The 17,300-nt window shown below is 47.5% G+C and carries 14 protein-coding genes; 9 read left to right on the top strand and 5 right to left on the bottom strand.

The genetic code is table 11. From position 1 onward, the window contains the following. Positions 1-89 precede the first annotated feature (89 nt). The gene (locus QE357_RS17115) at positions 90-947 is read left to right on the top strand and encodes a helix-turn-helix domain-containing protein (RefSeq protein ID WP_106635400.1); all 858 of its coding nucleotides are present in this window, start codon (positions 90-92) and stop codon (positions 945-947) included. 106 nt (positions 948-1,053) lie between these two features. Continuing rightward, positions 1,054-1,461 carry a DUF983 domain-containing protein gene (locus QE357_RS17110; protein ID WP_309710006.1) on the top strand — a complete coding sequence of 136 codons (408 nt, stop codon included), beginning with the start codon at positions 1,054-1,056 and terminating at the stop codon, positions 1,459-1,461. A gap of 478 nt (positions 1,462-1,939) precedes the next feature. On the opposite strand, the gene QE357_RS17105 is transcribed toward QE357_RS17110, so the two are convergent. The 3 genes from QE357_RS17105 to QE357_RS17095 form a co-directional block, all read right to left on the bottom strand. Beyond that, complete coding sequence (locus QE357_RS17105) at positions 1,940-3,340, bottom strand: pyridoxal-dependent decarboxylase (protein ID WP_309710004.1); 1,401 nt, start codon at positions 3,338-3,340, stop codon at positions 1,940-1,942. A gap of 8 nt (positions 3,341-3,348) precedes the next feature. Next, positions 3,349-3,804, bottom strand: coding sequence for a DUF1572 family protein (locus QE357_RS17100; RefSeq protein WP_309710001.1), 456 nt, complete (start codon positions 3,802-3,804; stop codon positions 3,349-3,351). Between the two features lie 130 nt (positions 3,805-3,934). Continuing rightward, positions 3,935-4,864 (bottom strand): EamA family transporter, encoded by a 930-nt coding sequence (locus tag QE357_RS17095; protein WP_309709997.1) that lies wholly within the window; start codon positions 4,862-4,864, stop codon positions 3,935-3,937. A gap of 203 nt (positions 4,865-5,067) precedes the next feature. Here QE357_RS17095 and QE357_RS17090 point away from each other — a divergent pair, with 203 nt between their 5' ends. Together QE357_RS17090 and QE357_RS17085 are read left to right on the top strand one after the other, a co-directional pair. Next, complete coding sequence (locus QE357_RS17090; RefSeq protein ID WP_106637886.1) at positions 5,068-6,507, top strand: PLP-dependent aminotransferase family protein; 1,440 nt, start codon at positions 5,068-5,070, stop codon at positions 6,505-6,507. After that, a complete protein-coding gene (locus QE357_RS17085; protein ID WP_309709990.1) occupies positions 6,507-6,674 on the top strand; it encodes a hypothetical protein in 168 nt (55 codons plus the stop codon). Before QE357_RS17090 ends, QE357_RS17085 begins: the two co-directional genes overlap by 1 nt. Before the next feature lie 49 nt (positions 6,675-6,723). Here the strand turns inward: QE357_RS17085 and QE357_RS17080 are convergent, their stop codons facing one another. After that, the gene (locus QE357_RS17080; protein WP_106637887.1) at positions 6,724-6,945 is read right to left on the bottom strand and encodes a hypothetical protein; all 222 of its coding nucleotides are present in this window, start codon (positions 6,943-6,945) and stop codon (positions 6,724-6,726) included. Between the two features lie 180 nt (positions 6,946-7,125). After that, positions 7,126-7,797: a superoxide dismutase gene (locus QE357_RS17075; protein ID WP_106637888.1), complete on the bottom strand. Its 672-nt coding sequence runs from the start codon at positions 7,795-7,797 to the stop codon at positions 7,126-7,128. A 602-nt stretch (positions 7,798-8,399) separates the two neighbouring features. Here QE357_RS17075 and QE357_RS17070 point away from each other — a divergent pair. From QE357_RS17070 to QE357_RS17050, 5 genes are all read left to right on the top strand, one after another. After that, positions 8,400-11,612 carry an efflux RND transporter permease subunit gene (locus QE357_RS17070; RefSeq protein WP_106637889.1) on the top strand — a complete coding sequence of 1,071 codons (3,213 nt, stop codon included), beginning with the start codon at positions 8,400-8,402 and terminating at the stop codon, positions 11,610-11,612. A 130-nt stretch (positions 11,613-11,742) separates the two neighbouring features. Then, complete coding sequence (locus QE357_RS17065; RefSeq protein ID WP_309709985.1) at positions 11,743-12,804, top strand: efflux RND transporter periplasmic adaptor subunit; 1,062 nt, start codon at positions 11,743-11,745, stop codon at positions 12,802-12,804. Between the two features lie 95 nt (positions 12,805-12,899). Next, positions 12,900-14,210 carry a TolC family protein gene (locus QE357_RS17060; protein WP_309709982.1) on the top strand — a complete coding sequence of 437 codons (1,311 nt, stop codon included), beginning with the start codon at positions 12,900-12,902 and terminating at the stop codon, positions 14,208-14,210. Between the two features lie 519 nt (positions 14,211-14,729). Beyond that, positions 14,730-16,001 carry a hypothetical protein gene (locus QE357_RS17055; protein WP_309709977.1) on the top strand — a complete coding sequence of 424 codons (1,272 nt, stop codon included), beginning with the start codon at positions 14,730-14,732 and terminating at the stop codon, positions 15,999-16,001. Then, positions 15,998-17,266, top strand: a complete 1,269-nt coding sequence (locus QE357_RS17050) for a hypothetical protein (RefSeq protein ID WP_309709974.1) — start codon at positions 15,998-16,000, stop codon at positions 17,264-17,266. The genes QE357_RS17055 and QE357_RS17050 overlap by 4 nt, the downstream gene beginning before the upstream one ends. Positions 17,267-17,300 lie beyond the last annotated feature (34 nt).

Genomic DNA, 17,300 nt, shown 5'->3' with positions numbered 1-17,300 from the left:
GTGGGCTAATTAACCAACTAGGTAAAGGAGTTAGGACCAGATTAACGGAAAGTAACTCACAACTCTGAACCTACAAACACCAAACGTAAATGTCCACCGAGTTTCCTACCTATGATATAAAAGCATTCCAGCGGCACGAACCGGATACGCCTTTTTATATGACTCCGCTGGAAAAGCTGGTCAAGGAGTTCAAGGGCATTGATAAGTCCCATTCGCATACCTTTTACCTGCTGATGTGGATTACCCAGGGAAGTGGCAAGCACACCATTGATTTCCGAACGTACGACGTACAGCCCATGCAACTGTATTTCCTGACGCCGGGGCAGGTGCATAGCTGGGAGTTATCGGCAGATATTAAAGGCTATAATCTGTTCTTCGAACCTACGTATTTCCGGGCTCGTTTTTCCAATCGCCTGTATCAATATCCTTTTTTTCACTCGCACCAGCACCGACCCTTGCTGGAGATGAAAGATACTGCTTTTGTGACGTTGTATGACCTGATGTATGCAGAATATACGGCTCAATCGGTGAATCGTTCGGAAGTGTTTTTATCCTATCTGCACATTATTCTGGAAAAAGCGAACCGAACGTATCAGCAGGAATGGCCCGGCGAATCGACGCAGTATTACAACCGGATTCGGCAGTATGAAGAGTTACTGGAAGAGCAATTTCTGGACGTGCGGGAGGTGAAAAACTACGCCGAGCAATTAAACATCAGTCCTAACCACCTCAATAGCATTTGCAAAAGCTTACTCGGAAAAACAGCTAGCCAATTGCTCTATGAACGGATTTGCATTGAAGCTCAGCGGTTACTAACCCATACCGATTTATCGGTTAAGGAGATTGGGTATTTGCTGCACTTTGAAGACCCTTCGTATTTTGTTCGCTTTTTTCGGACGCATACCGGACATACGCCGCTGGAATTCAGGGAATCACAGAATCATTGATTTGTACCATGACCAGCCGTATTTATCCCTTATCTTAACAGTAGACGCTTTCTACCTTTGTATCAGGAATTCAGAAAGTAACATCGTTCTGAAAACCTTAACGATCATGGGACTCGGTTCAAAAGTATATAGCATTGCCTTCAACAAATGCCCTAAATGCCATCAGGGCGATTTCTTTATTACTAAAACGGCGTTTCAACCTAAGTTTGATCAGATTCACCAACGTTGTGACCATTGTAACGAAACGCTTATGCCCGAAACTGGTTTTTACTGGGGAGCACTATACGTAAGTTACGCCTTATACGTGATCTGGTGCTTGTTAGCATTCGTTGTTTACAATTACGTTCTGAAACTGGATCTGGATTATTTCCTGCCCTTTCTTATTCCAACGCTGGTTTTATTAATGCCCTGGTTTTTCCGTCTGGCTCGCCGTACCTGGCTGAATCTTTTCGTTAACTACGATCCGGCCAAAGCCAAAAACAAAGCGGTAATCCTGTCTACGAACCACTCATAAAGAAATGAGTAATTCTGACACCAATACTGAAGCAAAAGCCGTTAACTAGGTAACAGTGCCTAATTATCAATAACGGAAGAATATAATAAGCCATGAAAACGGAAGGCCTCCCCAATCAGGGAGGCCTTTTTGATGCGTTGCTATATTTAAACTAATAACTTATGGATCGACTAAAATTTATAATCGTTGGCCCAAACTATAAATCAATGACAGGCTCGGGGTATCATGGCAGGAAGGAATCTGCCACTATGGTAGAGAGAAGATGGAATCTCGCACTAAAGGCAAACAAAGTTGCTGAGCAAGCTTAAGGTGTTTCAGATTCATTTACGTGTACAAGTTAAGTTCAAAAAACTAGGTATAGGCTACGTTTCTAAATCATCGCGACTCGAGAGCAGAACTATCTATGCCTCTGACTACCAACGTAAAAAAGATGCCTGACCGTTCTCTAGCAGGCGATACTTTTTATTGCCAGGTTATTTCAGGCATTCAACAAACGCAAAACAAAGGTTAACTCTTCCAATGCTTCGTCGACGTGCGATTCGCTCGTCCGGAAGTTGACGAAAGCCGCCCGCAGGCAAAACGTATCTCCTAGTAATGTCGGTGTCATGAACACCTTTCCCCGCTGATTGAGTAAGTCCAGGAATTCGGCGGCTCGCTCGGGCATTTGGCGAAGTGTAAAGCAAACGACGTTGAGCCGTACCGGAGCCACCAGCCGGAAATCCGTACTGGCTTCAAGAGCCTCACCCAACCGTCGGGCACAGGTTACACTTTGCTCAACCATCGCCGCAAAACCCGCTTTTCCGTAAGCCATGAGGCTAAACCAGGCGGGTAAAGCCCGCAGTCGCCGTGAATTATCAGGCAGAAAGTTTAGGTATGAAAAATTGTCATCCGGGTCCCCCAGATAAGGAGCATTGGAATTCTGGAAGGTTTGTACCTGCAGGTGCTGGTGTTTTCGCTGCGTAAAAATGACGGCACTGTCGTAAGGGACATTCATCCACTTATGGCAATCGACGGTAATACTGTCGGCCTCTTCCCAGCCCTGCAATCGGTCGGCGTAGTGGGGCGAGCAGGCCGCAAAACCACCAAAAGCCGCGTCTACATGCCACCAGAACGTATACTGCTGCCGGAGTCGCTGTATGCCGCGGAAATCATCAAAATCGACGGTGTTTACGGTTCCACCACTTGTACTTATGATGATGGGTTGCCCCTGATATTCGTGGAGTTTTTCTTCCAGATCCTCCAAATCAACCGCTTCGCGATCCGGCAGGGTCCGCAGTTTAACCAGACGATTACTGCCTATGCCCAACATCGCCATCGCTTTGCGTACAGCCGAATGCGGGGTAGCTGCCAGAACGATGGGTTGCGTAGACAAGCCTTCCCTCGCAATGTCCTGACCCATTTGCCCGCCCGCCCACTGCCGAGCCACGGCCAGACCAGTGAAAATCGACATCGTAGCTCCTGCTACAAAACCACCCGTGAAGGTATCCGGTAAGCCCAGCAACTGCCGCATGCCTCGAATCGTTTCGACTTCCAGATGGGCCGAGCGATCACCCATGCCCTGGAGATTCTGTGGATTTGCATCAAATACAGACGTGAGCCAGTCGCCCGCCATAGCCGCTGGCGTGGTACCTCCCACGACAAAACCCCAGTAGCGGGGTCCGGCACTGGCCACCATCCAGGGCTGGTAATGTTGGCGGAAAAAGGCCAGTGTTTGCAAGGTTCCCCAACCTGCTTCGGGCAATGCTGCTGAAACGAAATCTTGTACCTGCGGACTAGTTGGTACGGATTCGATGTTTTGAAGATAGGCAGTGGCCTGCTGCTGGATTTCCCTGAGCAGGTCATCCCACTGCTCTACGTCCGTTTGTAAGGATGGATTCATGGCTTTTACTAAACGAAGGATTGAAGGCTAAAGCGGCGATGGTAATTCATTTGTCCAGTATGATAGGCCAAATGCATCAGCAGATGCGTCAGCACCACGGCAATGCTTTGCTCGGGAAAAATCTCCAGGATTTCCGTTGGATACGGGGCTTCGAGGTCTTCCACCTGCTCGATGGATTGCCGGATAAGAGCGGGTAAGGCCTCTATTTCTGTCAATAAGGCTTGATGCGAAAACACTTGCTGCGTAAACTCGGCTTCGCGGTTGCGTTGGTATGGCACTTTACCCAGCGTCAGTCCAATGTAGGTTTTCAGATTACCGATCAGGTGTTGCCCCAGATGTCCGGCAGAATTGATGGTTCCGGGTACTACCGCCCAAAGCGTTTCTTCATTCGGATAGGCCTGAAGTTCGCTGGCAAGTTTGGCGAGTTCGCGATCATAAAATCGGATATAGTCAGCTTTAGTCATGGATAAAAAAATAACAGTAGGTGTGAAAACCTGTTTTTTTGCCCTTGTCAAATCGTATGGTTTTTCGTACCAAGGTTTAGAGTACCGCTTTTCTGGGAAGCCTATTTTATTGAATACTATTCGGATGATATTAGGCCTCTGCTGCTTTTGTTACCAAAGCTCTCTTTTTCGTTTGCTGTAGCCGATAACCCTGATTCACCAGGTACACGCCCAGCATGGTAATCGTAAAAGCCAGTCCCGTAATCCAGGTGACGTGTTCGTGCAGAATCAAATACCCTAAAATAATAGCTACCAGAGGATTAATATAGGCATACACCGAAACCAAGCCAGCGGGTAACTGGGACATTGCATACAGGTACGACACAAACGCAACAATCGATCCAAAGACAATTAGGTATAATAGAGCCAGACCCGAAGTTAGACTCAGTGACGGCAAGTGTTGCCAGTCTTCCGCCAGGGCACTAAGTATCAAAAGGCCCGTCCCGCCAACCAACATCTGAATAGCCGCGTTGAAAAAGGCATGAGATTGAGCCCGATGGGTTTGGGTATACAAGCCTCCACTCGCGAAAGACAGGCACGAGAAAAGCGTTACGCCAATGCCCATCAGCGAGTTGCGATTGGCCATGAAGTTCATATGATCGCGGAAGACCAGGAGTACACCCAGAAAACCCATCAGCATTCCCAAAACAATTCGGCCATTGAGCTTATCCTGAGGTCGGATGACGAGTTGAATAACGATTGTAAACAAAGGAATCAGCGAGCAAATGAGAGCGGCCAGTCCACTCGGAATAAAGCGTACGGCCCAGCCTACAATACCAGTTCCGAACGTAATCATGCACAAGCCGGGAATGATTTGCAGTTTGATAGCGGGCCAGCCGGGTACGGCCCGGTGTCGAATCACGGCAAAGGTGAGTAACAACAGCCCGGCTGTCGTATTTCGAAGGGCCATGAACAGTAGAGCTGGAAACCCTGCCACCCCTATACGAGCAGCCAGATAGGTAGTGCCCCAGAGGAAACAGACGGTAGCCAGAGCTACATACGCTTTTTGAGTGTTTCGCATCGTCGTAGTCAGGAAAGTACGCCGCAAAACTCGGTTTTATTCGCTAGCAAAAACAGATGCAGATTTTTAAATTACAAGCATAACAGATTTAATAATTTTCTTCGAAAGTCTGTTGTATTATTCTCAGTATGAAGCGTATACTTTTATTGGCTAGCTTTTACCTTTGCCCTCCTAACCGATTACCATCGCTGTCATTCATTTTCATGGCGAACACATCACTGACCGAAGAATTTCTATATGTTCAGGTAGCTGAGCGACTGGAAAAGCAAATGGAAAGCCAGATACTCAAGACTGGCGATAAACTTTTATCCCTGCGAGCCCTGAGTCTGGAACAGGGCATCAGTTTGAGTACCGCTTATAAAGCGTACGTCGAACTGGAAAACAAAGGCCTGATCGAAGCCCGACCCAAATCCGGGTATTTCGTCCGTTATACATCCACGCGGGTACCGCAGCTCTTGCCTTCGCCGCCTATTGATCGTTCCCTGGAAAAGGTCAGCGTTGACGCCATGATTCGCCGGGTGTACGAAAATCTTTCGCAGACGGACGTAGTCAAATTATCCGTAGCCACCCCGGCTCTGGAACTCTTACCGGAAGCCAAACTCAACAAGGCCATGCTGGAAGCCCTCCGGCAAAACCCCAGCAGCTGTACCGCCTACGAAGAACTGCGAGGCAACCTAACCTTACGCAAGCAGATTGCCAAACATGCCTTTAACTGGAATGGTAACCTTACCGAACACGAGGTTGTCACTACGCAGGGTTGTATGGAGGCTCTGGTCTTTTGCCTGAAGGCCGTTACCAAACCCGGCGATACGGTAGCCATCGAAAGCCCGACGTACTTTGGCATTTTCAACGTCATGAAGAGTCTGGGACTACGGGTACTCGAAATTCCTACGGATCCTACCGAGGGTATTCGAATCGATTTACTGGAACAGGCTCTGGAAAAAACGCCCATTGCTGCCTGCCTGTTCGTTCCTAATTTCTGTAATCCCCTGGGAGCTTTGATGCCCGATCACCGCAAGAAACAACTGGTTAAACTGCTGGCTTCCCGGGAAATTCCGTTGATTGAAGACGACATTTACGGGGAAATGTACTTCGGTAAAACCCGGCCTCGTACCTGCAAGAGTTTCGATACGCAGGGGCTGGTCATGCTCTGCTCGTCGGTTTCTAAAACGCTGGCTCCGGGGTATCGGGTGGGCTGGTGCATTCCGGGCCGTTTTCTGGAACAGGTGCTGAATGTCAAACTCATGCATACCGTTTCATCCGCTACGCCCACGCAGGCGGCCATTGCTATCTTTTTCGAAACGGGCCGGTACGATTTACATATGCGAAACCTGCGAAAAGCCCTGCACACGCAATGTCTGCGGTACTTGCAGGCTATCGCCGACTATTTTCCAAGAAGCACAAAAGTCAGCCGTCCGCAGGGTGGGTACGTTTTATGGATTGAACTGGAAGCAGGAATCGATGCTTTCGAGGTATACGAAAAAGCCTGGCTCGAAAAGATCAGCATTGCTCCGGGTCATATCTTCAGTACGGATGCCCGCTTTACGAATTACCTGCGAATTACGTTCGGGGCTCCGTATACACCAGAAATTGATAAAAGTCTGAAAAAACTGGGACGCCTGATTGATTCCTTTCGAAGGTAATGGTCGCTTTGTTATACGCCTTTTACCTTCTCTATTCCGTTCTGAGCTTAACCACTGGCAATAACTACTCAGGCGACTGGATTGCCCACGAATCGGAAAGCGGTGCCGACAAGCCTCAGCACCGCTTTATTGCATCCGAATTGCTATGGACTCAAATTTCGGGATGACTCATGTTTCCTATTTTGCTACTAACGAAGATCCATTAACTAACCACTACTACAAAATTCCTCCGCCCAGCATCAGTCGCACGAAGGCTACGATCAACACCAGAATGTTCAGATTTCGGCCCGTCTTATTTTCCGAAAGAAGGCCGATCCCCATACCGATGAAAGCAATGGGAAGAGCAACCCAGTTGACGATTCCAACGAAGGGAATCAAACCGGCCAGAGCAATGACGAACGCTACAATGCCAATGAAGATGGAGAGGAGATTAAGCATAGTTTTAAGGGCTTTTACGAGAATGACTTACCCAAAGAGAAAGCATTTTGAGTAATACTGAAAGCCACAATCCACCATCGGATTCAGGGTCTGAAGGACGCATGAAAAACCGGATGATAAAAGAAAAGGATGACTTCGCCTGAACGAAATCATCCTTTTAAAGCAGGGTATCGTATTGGATTACTTAAGAGCTTCGGCGTAGTTTTTCGCAGCGGCCTCCCAGTTTACCACGTCCCAATAAGCTTTGATGTAATCAGGACGTTTGTTTTGATACTTCAGGTAATAAGCGTGTTCCCATACGTCCAGACCAATCACGGGCGTACCGGGCGTTTCAGCCAGTGCCATTAAGGGGTTATCCTGGTTAGGCGTAGATACAACCGCCAGTTTTTTATCAGGGGTAACAATCAGCCAGGCCCAGCCTGAACCAAAGCGGGTCGAAGCGGCTTTGTTGAATTCTTCCACGAATTTATCGTAGCTACCGAATGATTTGTTAATTGCTTCGGCTAAAGCTCCTGAGGGCTTACCGCCACGCTTAGGACCAATAGTATTCCAGAAAAACGTGTGGTTCCAGTGTCCTCCACCATTGTTACGAATAGCAGGAGCTGTGTTTTTATCAATTTTCTTTACCACCTGAAAAATCGTCATCGAAGCTTCAGGCTTGCCTTCAACGGCTTTATTCAGGTTATCTACATAAGCCTTATGGTGCTTGCCGTAGTGAATTTCCATCGTTTGCTTATCAATACTCGGTTCCAGAGCATCCGTAGCGTAAGGTAGGGGAGCCTGAGTAAACTGGGCTGAAACCTGAAAGGCTGAGGCCATTAGTCCGGCAACAAGGAGAGTTTTGAAGTTCATGGTTGATAAATGGTTTCTAAGGTAAAGATGCTGCGAAGCATGCAGTTGAGGGGGCAAAAATATCCCCGCTGTGCAAGGTCGCAAGGATTTCTTAAATAAAGATTACTTTTTAAATAGAATAATTCTACGAACCAGGGTTAGGCCCATTCAATCGAGCGAAAGCCCTAAAGTACCTTATGTCTTTAAAAATTCATGCCTAGTCGATTACTCAGACTATTTTACATAATCGGGTCTAGATTCAGTGCTTTAATTTAAACCCAATCCGTTTGGGGGTGTCAGATTCTAATAGTACTTCAAAAAGGTTTTTCTCCATTTTCTTCTTAACACATCGCGTTATGACTTGCCTCTATTATGTATGTTACTCGCCGAATGATCGATTACAAGCCAAAAGCTCCAACAGGAGTGATTAGTTTTTAAACGGCTGGGATTTCCGTTTTTGAGATAAATTGGGTTTTAATTTAAATTTTTCCCGAAAACCACTGGAAATGAGAAAGTCACTGAACTTTTACGCCGATCTTTTCTCTTGTTTTCTTATTCCAGGCCACATTCCCTTGTTTCGCAGGTATTTATTGATTCCGTGTTAGACACTACTTTCTCTTGTTATGTGGATTGTCCGATTAGCCTTACAGCGGAAATACACCATTGCGGTGCTAGCTCTGCTGATTCTGATTTTAGGGGTGGTGTCGATTCGCCAGATGCCCACCGACATTTTCCCCCGTATTAATATTCCCGTTATTTCTGTGATCTGGACCTATCGCGGCCTTTCGACCGACGAGATGGAAAAGATGATTACCAACTTCTCTGAAACGTCAGTTATTAACAACGCTTCGGATATTCAGCGGGTAGAATCACAGACCTATAACGGCGTAGCGGTGCTGAAAATTTTTTTCCAGCCGACCGTAAAAATTGAAGAAGCCCTGGCGGCTATTACCGGGATTTCGCAGACCATCCGGGTGCGGATGCCACCCGGAACCCAGCCGCCGATTATCGTTCGGTATAATGCTACCGACGTTCCCATTATTCAGTTAAGTATCTCTTCGGATAGTTTAACGGAATCACAGATTACCGACTACATTACCACCCGGATTCGTCCGATGATTTCGACCGTGCCGGGTAGTCGCCTTTCGCAACCCTTCGGGGGAAAGGCCCGTCAGGTAATGGTAGATCTTGATCCTGAGCTATTAACCGCTCGCGGCGTGTCTCCCGAAGATGTGGTAAATGCCGTTTCTGGCCAAAACCTTACCTTGCCTTCTGGACAATTACGTCTGGAAGATCGGGAGTATAACGTTCGTCTGAATACCAAACCCGATGCCATTATTGCCCTGAATGATATTCCCGTAAAGACGCTGCCCGGTGGCGTAGTGATTCACCTGCGGGATGTGGCGAATGTGCATGATGGTTCGATTGTGCAGACGAACATTGTCAAGCAGGATGGTCTTCGGGGGGTATTATTAAATATCGTGAAAACGGGTAATGCCTCGACCACGGAAGTAGTCGATAAAATCAGAAATGAAGTATTACCCGCCGTTCGTGGAGCGGCTCCGGCTTCTTTACGCATTACGGAGCTTTTCGATCAATCGGTATTCGTACGGGCCTCAATTCATGGGGTAGTGGTGGAAGGTCTGATTGCGGCTTTATTAACGGCGGCGATGATTCTGCTCTTCCTCGGAAGCTGGCGGAGTACGCTGATTGTAGCCATTTCAATTCCGCTTTCCATTCTCTGCTCGCTCTCGGTGTTATACCTGATGGGAGAGACGCTTAACATTAATACCCTTGGCGGATTAGCTCTGGCAATTGGGATTCTGGTGGATGATGCAACCGTAACCATCGAGAATATTCACCGAAATGAAGAACTGGGCTTGCCGTTGCGAAAGGCAATTATGGTCGGAGCCCAGCAAATTGCTACGCCCACGCTGGTTGCTACGCTGACGATTTGTATCGTATTCGTTTCCGTGTTATTCCTCGAAGGCCCGGCTCGATTCCTGTTTGGTCCGCTGGCGTTGTCGGTCGTATTTGCCATGATTGCCTCGTACATTCTTTCCCGTACGCTGGTGCCCACCCTGGCTGATTTATTACTCAAACACGAACCCCATCACGCTGCCGATTATCAGCAGAACGGACAGGCTCGCCGTCCGAATCTTTTTGCCCGGATGTATCAGAGCTTCAATCGGGGATTTGATCGTTTCCAAGGCCGTTACCTCAACGTCCTGCAATGGAATCTGAAACACCGGAAGTCCGTGCTGGTGGTATTTTTATTGGTGGTCGGAGTTACCGCTGCGATGATTCCATTCGTGGGTCGTGACTTCTTCCCGTCGGTAGATGCCGGACAATTTAAGTTACACATGCGAGCTCCGGCGGGGTCGCGTCTGGAGGCTACCGAACGTACGGCATCCGAAGTGGAGAAAGTCATTCGCAGTATTATTCCCAAGGAAGAAATCGAAACCGTCATTAGTAACATCGGTCTGACGAGCGAGAGTTATAACATGGTTTTTCAGGATAACTCGTCCTTAGGCTCGGCGGATAGTGAAATTCTGGTGGCTTTGAAAAAAGAAAAGTCACATCCAACGGATTATTACACCCGGGCCATTCGGGCTAAATTGGCGGAGGCCATGCCGGAAGTTACCTTCTTCTTTCAGCCCGCTGATATCGTTACCCAGATTCTGAACTTCGGGCTGACATCGCCCATCGATATTCAGGTGATGGGTTTTGACCGCAAGAATAACCTTCGTATTGCCAAAGAAATTCAGGCGAAAGTAGCCGAGATTCCGGGAACGGTTGATGTGCATTTGCATCAGGTCATGAACTCTCCTGAATTATACGTGAATATCGACCGCGAGCGGGCTAATCAGTTGGGCTTGAACGAAAGTAAAGTGGCCAGCAACATGATGATTTCGATGAGTGGAACGACGCAGGTAAATCCGAACTTCTGGCCTGATCCGGTTACGGGTTTCCCCTACCTGATTGCCGTTCAGACGCCTCCGTATAAACTCAATTCGATTGATAAACTCATGCAGACGCCGCTGGTAACTCAAACGGGCGAGTTAACTCCGCAGTCGCTGGCAAACGTGGCTAAAATTGAACGTCGGGTTACGCCTATGGTCGTGAACCGTCTCAATACGCAGCCGATGTACGACGTCTATGCCTCCGTGGAACGGACTGATCTGGGAAGCGTGTCGAGTAAGCTGGAATCGATTGTAAAAGAATACCAGAGCCAGTTGAAGCCGGGTAATAAAATTGAAGTTCGCGGTCAGGTAGAAAGTATGAATTCGGCCTTCGTGCGTTTGGGCATTGGTCTGATTTTCGCGGCGGTACTGGTGTATATGCTGATGGTCGTGAACTTCCAGTCTTTCCTCTATCCCTTCATTATCATTACTGCCTTACCCGGAGCGATGTGCGGGGTGGTCTGGCTATTATTCCTGACGCAAACCACGTTCAGTATTCCTTCGCTGATGGGAGCGATTATGAGCGTTGGGGTAGCTACGGCCAACTCCATTCTGCTGGTAAGTTTTGCTCAGGAACAGGTATTCGATCTACACTTTACGCCTTACGAAGCGGCGGTAGAAGCGGGAAGAACCCGTCTTCGTCCGATCCTGATGACGGCCTTGGCGATGATTATCGGTATGTTACCCATGTCTTTAGGTTTGGGTGAAGGAGGCGAGCAAAATGCTCCGCTGGGCCGGGCCGTGATTGGCGGTTTATTACTGGCGACGTTTACGACCTTATTATTCGTCCCCGTCGTATTCAGTTACCTAGCCAAAAACCGAACCGAAGCAGAATTAGCCGAAGAAAAAGAACTAGCTGAAATGGAAGTATAATTGAGTTGTTAGTTTTCGGTTTACCGTTTTCAGTTTTTGTAAAAGAACATTCATTGAAAACAGTAAATCGAAAACTGAAAACCAAAAAAGACTGAAAACGGCAAACTGATAACTGTAAACTAGTAAGAACATGAAAAGACTTTGGATATGGCTGATTCCGGTGGGATTGTTGGCTTTATTCTTCTTCGTGGGCATATTACCCCGAATTAAAAATCAGCAGGAGTTACACGCGGAAAGTGATTCCCAAAAAAACCGCACGACCTTGGTAAATACCGTAGTAGTGAAACGAGCGGCTGACACGACGGGCCTTACCCTTCCTGGGCAGATTACGCCGTATCGCGAAACGCAGGTATACGCTCGGACCCAGGGTTTTCTGCGTCAACGCTTTGTAGATATTGGCAGTAAAGTTCGTCGCGGAAGCCTATTAGCCACGATTGATGCTCCCGAATTGGATCAGGATATACTGAAAGCTCAGGCCGACCTGAAACTGGCTCAGTCTAATCTGGATCGCGTGAAAAGTGCGGGTATTCCCGGAGCTGTTTCACAACAGGATATTGATAACCGTCAGGCGGGTTTCGAAGTAGGTCGGGCTACGCTTCAGCGTTTACAGGCGTTGAAAGGCTTACAACAGGTTCGGGCACCGTTCAATGGCATCGTAACGGCTCGTAACGCCGATGTAGGAGCCCTGATTAATACCGGTAATATCTCTCTGTTTACCGTTTCGCAACTCGACACGCTTCGGGTGTATATCGACGTGCCACAGACGTATTACCGCATGGTTGCCATTGGTTTACCCGCAACGGTAAAGATTCCAGAGTTAGGTAAAACCTTCACAGGAAAAGTCGTTCGTACCTCGGGAACGCTGCGTTCCTCTTCGCGGACGTTATTAACCGAAGTAGCCATCCCCAATCATTCGGGTGAATTGGTAGCAGGTCTATACGGCCAGGTAACGCTGGACGTTCGAGCCGAAAATCCTCCCGTTCGTATTCCGGCCAACACGTTATTAGTTACGCCGGAAGGGCCAAGGGTTATCGTGGTTTCGGCTAACCATCAGGTAAAATACCAGCCTATTACCATCGGTCGCGATTTTGGTACTAGTCTGGAAATTCTGGAAGGCTTACAGGGCGACGAACGTCTGGTAACTAACCCCTCCGACGGCCTAAAAGACGGCCAGATAGTGCGAGTGAAGTAAGTGAGTTTAGAGTTTAGTGTTTTGAGTTGACAGAAAAAGAACTCTAAACTCAGAACCCCAAACTCCCAACGCTAACGCATGTTTTACCGAACGTTATGAATTGTATTGTTAAAATCAGTGGATTGGTGTTGCTGGCGGTTAGTACGTTGCGGGCACAGACACCAGCGAGCCGACCTTTCGTTGATCCAGAATTAGATAAATTAATAGAGGCAGGACTGAGCTTCAATCCCGATGTAAAAAATGCCCTGAGCCGGGTAGAAGAAGCTCGCATCCGAATTCGGGTGGCCGAATCGTATCTGCATCCTACCGTTCGGGGTAATCCCGGTATTCAGACGCAAAGTCTTTCGCCCAATCGCCCGGTGCAGTTCGTAAACGTGCGGGCCCAGCGGGTGCAACTGACCACGTTTCAGATTCCGGTTGATGCCAGTTTTGAGCTGGATTTATTCCGCCGACTCAAGCAGGGCGTACGGTTAAGCGAAATACAAACGCAAATTACCGAAGCCGATGTGCAAATTACTCGGCTGGCCGTGGCTTCTGAAATTGCACGGCTGTATGCCCTGGTGCGTGCGAATGATGCCGAACAAATAGTTTTTGATCGAACCCTGACCGCCCGTGATTCGGTACTGGCCGTCGTCCGCGAACGCTTTCGGATTGGATTAACCAGCGAAATTGACGTACGCCGGGCAGAAACGGAGATTGGTAATCTCAAAACCCAGCAGTCGGCCCTGCAACGCAGTCGCCACGAGCTAGAAAATGGTCTGGCGATTTTAACCGGGCAAAGTCCGGAAAGCTTTACGCTGGCTAGATCTGTTTTACCGATGTATCCAACGCCTGTTTACGCTACAATTACGCCCGAGCTTTTGAAAAATCGTCCTGATATTCAACAGACGGATTTACAGATTTCTGCCGCGGATGTGAACGCAGATATTGCTAGCAAGGCATTGAAACCCCGGGTTATTGCTGCGGGCTCCGGTGGATTAATCAGCGGTCGGGTAGGAGATGTGTTTTTACCTTCAAGTTATACCTATACGGTAGGAGCAACGGCCAGCTTCCCGATTTATGAGGGTCGCCGAAACCGCGAGAATATTAACCTCGCCCGTCAACAGGTGCAAACGGCCCGAACGGTGATAGATCAGCGATTGGTAAATGCCCAGCGGGAAGCGGAAGTAGCTCTGGACAACATTCGCGATCTGGAAACGCAGATTGCCAATCAGCAAAATGTGATAGAAACGGCGGGTAAAACCGAGTTACTGGTAAGAGACGTTTATAAAAAAGGGTTAACTACGTATCTGGATGTGCTGGATGCTCAGCGAACTTCGCTCGAAGCAGAACGACAGCTAGCCCAATTACAAGGTCAACGCCTGATTTACGCCGTAGCTCTCTGGAAAGCGTTAGGTGGTCAGTAAAAGATTAAAAGGCAAAAGAAGACACGTGAAAACGTGTCTTCTTTTGCTAAGCCGTGGTTAGTGTCTCACCAACCACGGCGGGTAGTTTCGAATACTTCCGATTTATAACCCTAAAGAACAGGCAATCATACACGTAGAGACGCGACTTTATCGCGTCTGTGGTAAAGGCGTTTCTACTATTGGTTCTCATTCCCAGCCAGATGCGATAAAGTCGCGTCTCTACAGGAAGATTATCCCTAATAGTTCGTAAGGGGGTATTCATCGCCGTTTGGAATGATAAATCCGAAGGGGCGATTTAAAGCCATTTCAGATAACTTTCACCCCTTTTGGGCATATAAAAGAAAACGGAGACAATCGAAGTTCATCACTTTACGTTGGTTGACTCGGGAATAGTAAATACTTTTGCAGCCCAGAAACACAATGACGTCCGGCAAAGGAACCATTGGTAATGTTCTAACGAAGCAAACTTCCCATCTCTGAAAAAATTATCTTCAACCCCTTGATAGGTTAACTAGTGCAATGCCAATTCTTACCGTCTTTTACATTAAAGTAATCCTGAGTATTTTCCTGACCTTAGGTGTGATTTTGACCATCTGGAAACCGACTGTAATCGCCGGGTGGCAACAGAAAAATGATACGTTGGCCTTTAGTCTGGGTTTCCTGTTGCTGCGTCTGATTCCTTGGATTGTCATTTTCATCCTCTTCAATCATGACCCTCGGGGAGACGTTCCCTTTTTCTATTATAAAGCTCAGGCCGCAAAAGCGGGCGGTTTCGTATACCGCGACTTCTGGTCCTATCACGCTCCCTTATTCGCTTATATCATTAGTTTACCGCTATGGATCTGGCATAATTCCCGTTCCATTGTGCTGTTCATGGTATTGATGGAGACGCTGATTCTCTGGCTAACGTATCGAACCTATAAAAAGGAAAAATCCAACGCTCTTCAGGCAACGTTCATTTACTGGCTAATACCAGCTTCGTTCATGTACATTCTGATTGATGGTCAGGAAGAAGTCTGGTTCTGGGGACTGGCTTTATTAATGTGGCGGCACGTAAAGAAAAATCCCGTTGATTATGAAGTAGGTCTGGGCGTAATCTTTGCTATTGCCTTATTAACCACGAAAGCTACCTTCGTTTTCTTTCTGCCACCGCTCCTGGTAAGCGTTCGCAAACCCATAAAAATGCTGCTGGTTATGGCCGCTATTGGCCTGCCTGCTCTGGCCTTTTTGTACTGGCAAATTGGTGACAGGTTCCTGATGCCCATTCAGCATACCGAGCAGTTAATGACGCCGAACCTGTTCTCCATTACCCGACCATTTATAGAATTATTCGTACACATCGATCAAAAGAATTCTACTGCCGTAAACTGGATTGGGTTAATCATTACGATGCTGCTGGTATCGTATCTGGCGTATCGTGGGCGAGTGAACCCGCTGAGTCACACCTTACCTTCCCTTTTTATCGCCACGTTTGCCTGTATGATGATTTTTCAGGCGAGTGCACCCGGAGCGTACCTGATTGCGTATGTACTGGCAGTAGTTTTTGAAATCGTTGACCTGAGAAATAACAAACATCTGTTAATCTTGTTAGTACTAAGTTGGTTGACCGTCGTGCAGCCTTTTGTCAATGTATGGATTAAACAGCCCGATTACATTAGCTTCTCAATGTTAGCAAATCCTGCGTATTTGGGTGAGTTAGCGTTACAAGTGATGAACGTGGCCTGTTTCTTTTGGATTGTTACGAAAGCCGCCATTAAGATTGTGACTCCTAATTATTTAAGATCGGCATGAGTGTTGTTCTAGCCAAGTTGATCATTAGTCTGCTTTGCATTTTGCTGGTAAGCGTTGTGCTCTATTTCAGACCCCAGATCACCCTTGGATTAAAAAATAAAAGCGTCGTTGGCGTCTTAGGCACCAGCTGGGTATTGCTCCGCGTGTTGCCTTTTCTCTTGATTTATCTGTGGGCTGACTATCAGCCTACTTCCGATGTAAACGGCTTCTGGGACGAGGGTAGCAAGGCCTCGCAGGGCATGCTGGTATACAAGGATTTCTGGTCCCCGTATTCGCCTTTATATGCCTATTACTTAGGCCTTTGGCTGAAAATCTGGTATAGCCCGAAAATGATTATCCTCACCATGGCCGCTATGGATGGCCTGGCTCTGGCATTAACCTATCAGCTTTTTCGCTACAAGACCACAAAAGAGGATCTGCTCTTTAAATCTTTAGTGTACCTTTTGTTACCAGGATCGCTAGTGCTTTGCATTGTGGGTGCTCAGGAAGATATCTGGATGTGGCTTTTTGTCGTAGGGGCTTACTTAACCCGCAAACGCTATGGCGTAGTTGGTTTTAGCCTGGTCATGGCTCTGGGAGTGTTGATGACAAAGGCCATTTTCGGTCTGGCTCTGTTTCCTTTGTTTCTGATTGAAAAAGAAAAAATTCGTTTCCTGATTCCTATTTCTATCGTTGGGGCCATTTCGGTTGTGGTTCTGTACCTGACGGTTGGGATGGAGTTCATGCAGCCTCTCGATGAAGCTAACGTATTGCGAGCACCCAACATTCTGTCGGTTATTAACCCCTGGGCTTTCAATTTGGTAGGATTGGGTGCCAAAGCCTGGAACTGGATCGGGCTGGTCATTACTATTAGTGCGGGCTGTCTGACAGCCTGGCGATTACGCAAGCATGAATACCCCGTTATGCTGGCTCATGTATGGGTAACCATGTACGGACTAATGATGATTGCCCAGCAAAGTGCCTACAGTAATTATCTGTTTCTATTCCTATTACCCATGGTTTTCGAAATCATCGACTGGAACAATCGAAAACAAATCTTCTTGCTTTTTGTATTTAATGTGCTGGCCGTTATTCACCCTTCAATGTGGTGGCGGCAGGGTATGCCGATTTACCTGAGTCCAACCGATATTTTTGCCATTCCTGATCGTACGATAGATTATTTCATTCAGTTAGGAATCGTTTGTGTGACACTTTATTTTGTTTGGGGATCGTTTCCCCGAAAAAAAAAAGTAGCTCAGAACGAACCGGAATTAGTAGTGGCCTAAGTTATATTTATACATCCCGAAACTAGAAAAAACA

Source organism: Siphonobacter sp. SORGH_AS_0500 (assembly GCF_031453245.1).
Taxonomy (GTDB): Bacteria; Bacteroidota; Bacteroidia; order Cytophagales; family Spirosomataceae; genus Siphonobacter.
Note: the sequence above shows the minus strand (reverse complement) of the source record. Positions and strands in the feature narration are given on the sequence as shown.

Excerpts from the sequence above, each read along its gene's own strand:
- QE357_RS17080 (WP_106637887.1), bottom strand. The coding sequence starts at position 6,945 with ATGCTTAATCTCCTCTCCATCTTCATTGGCATTGTAGCGTTCGTCATT.
- QE357_RS17100 (WP_309710001.1), bottom strand. The coding sequence starts at position 3,804 with ATGACTAAAGCTGACTATATCCGATTTTATGATCGCGAACTCGCCAAA.
- QE357_RS17050 (WP_309709974.1), top strand. The coding sequence starts at position 15,998 with ATGAGTGTTGTTCTAGCCAAGTTGATCATTAGTCTGCTTTGCATTTTG.
- QE357_RS17075 (WP_106637888.1), bottom strand. The coding sequence starts at position 7,797 with ATGAACTTCAAAACTCTCCTTGTTGCCGGACTAATGGCCTCAGCCTTT.
- QE357_RS17055 (WP_309709977.1), top strand. The coding sequence starts at position 14,730 with ATGCCAATTCTTACCGTCTTTTACATTAAAGTAATCCTGAGTATTTTC.
- QE357_RS17065 (WP_309709985.1), top strand. The coding sequence starts at position 11,743 with ATGAAAAGACTTTGGATATGGCTGATTCCGGTGGGATTGTTGGCTTTA.
- QE357_RS17090 (WP_106637886.1), top strand. The coding sequence starts at position 5,068 with ATGGCGAACACATCACTGACCGAAGAATTTCTATATGTTCAGGTAGCT.
- QE357_RS17115 (WP_106635400.1), top strand. The coding sequence starts at position 90 with ATGTCCACCGAGTTTCCTACCTATGATATAAAAGCATTCCAGCGGCAC.
- QE357_RS17105 (WP_309710004.1), bottom strand. The coding sequence starts at position 3,340 with ATGAATCCATCCTTACAAACGGACGTAGAGCAGTGGGATGACCTGCTC.
- QE357_RS17110 (WP_309710006.1), top strand. The coding sequence starts at position 1,054 with ATGGGACTCGGTTCAAAAGTATATAGCATTGCCTTCAACAAATGCCCT.
- QE357_RS17085 (WP_309709990.1), top strand. The coding sequence starts at position 6,507 with ATGGTCGCTTTGTTATACGCCTTTTACCTTCTCTATTCCGTTCTGAGC.
- QE357_RS17060 (WP_309709982.1), top strand. The coding sequence starts at position 12,900 with ATGAATTGTATTGTTAAAATCAGTGGATTGGTGTTGCTGGCGGTTAGT.
- QE357_RS17070 (WP_106637889.1), top strand. The coding sequence starts at position 8,400 with ATGTGGATTGTCCGATTAGCCTTACAGCGGAAATACACCATTGCGGTG.
- QE357_RS17095 (WP_309709997.1), bottom strand. The coding sequence starts at position 4,864 with ATGCGAAACACTCAAAAAGCGTATGTAGCTCTGGCTACCGTCTGTTTC.